Below are 1,642 nucleotides of genomic sequence, written 5' to 3' on the forward strand. Positions count from 1 at the left end.
TAGCCACTTTCGATACCGCAGCGGGGAACGTCAGCACCTTCTGATCCCCAGGTGCCAAACGCATGGAATCGGTCAATTCCTCGGCCTGTACAACATTCGCCACCACCAAAAGCAGTAACGCCGACAAGCTGGTCCACCCCATTTTTATCAACCCACCCTTAACGCACATACGTGCTCCTTGAGTCAGACCCTTCATAGACTTCGACTCGCTGGCCCGGCTTGGCCTGCGGTGCAGGCGCTCGGGTAGCCGGGAACAGATCCTTGTAGTAGAACGGTTTGTCCTTCTTGCCACGGGCACTGGCCACAGAGCTCTCGTCACCCTTGTCGTCACTGGCAACCACTGCCAGACGCAGCGCGCCCTCTTCAGCCGCCAGCAACAATGGCGGCACCTTGTCCTTGGGCACCGCCAGCACCACGGTATTGTTACGACGCTGCTCTTCACGGTCCTGATCACTGCTGGCGGCGGCCATGGCGCCTTTTACCGCCAACACCTGGACGCTACGCAACAGCACCAGTGCCGCCGGGTTATCACGCTCCACCTTGCGAAAAGCCACCACCACATCCACCAGATCACCGGGCTGCAGCAATCCGCCAGCCATCACCACATTATCCACAGCCACGCCGACGGCACGAAAGCCCGTCGGTAACGCGCCAGGGAGGGTGCCGCCAGGTTCAAGATGATTTCGGGAAAGCAGCTCGCCCGGACGGGCAAACTGGCGAAGCTCCTTGCCCACCACCTTTTCATCGGCGGTCAGCACATTGGCAATCGGGGCAGGGGAAGACACCACCGCCAGGGACTCTTCATCAAGCGTATCCCCGACATTCAGGCTCTGCGTCACCACCCAGTAGCGATAACTGGGGGCATCCTGAACGGACGATTCGGTGTCCGTGTCATTATCCTTCACCACCAACGCCGGTGTCGGATCACGACTTAACCCCACCAATGCCAAGATCAACGCCACCAGCGCCACTGCCAGCGCCGGCAACATATACAGCAGTCTTGATCCCATGTTCTCTCCGGAACATCCCTGTGTGTTTCTGGTTCTAATTGCAGGCACGCCGCATCAGAATGCGGCCCGCGCCTCCGCATCCAGCCGCTCCGGCAGTGGGGGGAACTCCCCCAGCATGCCGAAACTCAGCGCCGGCACCACCGGATTGGTCTGATAGTTCGGATAAACCAGGCGGCAGTGGAGCATTTCCACCCCCCCCACTGTCTCCAGATTACAGGCACCCTCAGCATCCAGATCCCTGAGACTGGGCGGTAGCTGTGTCACCAGCCCGGCCAACGCCGAATTGGCACGCTGCGTCACTGACGCCCCCAAGGCGGCCCCCTGTAACGCAGAACGATCAATGTACAAGGCGGTGGATACCGCATTGTCTACCGCATCCTGCATCCGGTACTGAGCAAAGAATGTCAGGCCGTATACCGCCGCGCCATATAACATGGCGACAACGAAGGGGAACAACAGCAAAAATTCCAGTGCCACCGCCCCTGCCTGTTTTCCCCACATCCGCATGCCGACTAATCCCTAGGTACCAGAGGTATCAGAGGCATCAGAGAACAGGTCGGAAAATGCCGTTTCCAGTGCATCGCTAACCGTATCATTAGTCGCCAAAACACCAATGATAATGATCAACGCTG

2 protein-coding genes are annotated in these 1,642 nt (G+C 58.9%); both read right to left on the reverse strand.

Annotation, left to right across the window (positions count from 1 at the left end; genetic code table 11):
* Positions 1-158 precede the first annotated feature (158 nt).
* The gene (gene cpaB, locus A3730_RS01660; protein WP_063537335.1) at positions 159-1,010 is read right to left on the reverse strand and encodes a Flp pilus assembly protein CpaB; all 852 of its coding nucleotides are present in this window, start codon (positions 1,008-1,010) and stop codon (positions 159-161) included.
* 54 nt (positions 1,011-1,064) lie between these two features.
* Positions 1,065-1,517, reverse strand: a complete 453-nt coding sequence (locus tag A3730_RS01665) for a TadE/TadG family type IV pilus assembly protein (RefSeq protein WP_063520008.1) — start codon at positions 1,515-1,517, stop codon at positions 1,065-1,067.
* Between the last annotated feature and the right edge of the window lie 125 nt (positions 1,518-1,642).

The organism is Alcanivorax sp. HI0044 (assembly GCF_001634945.1).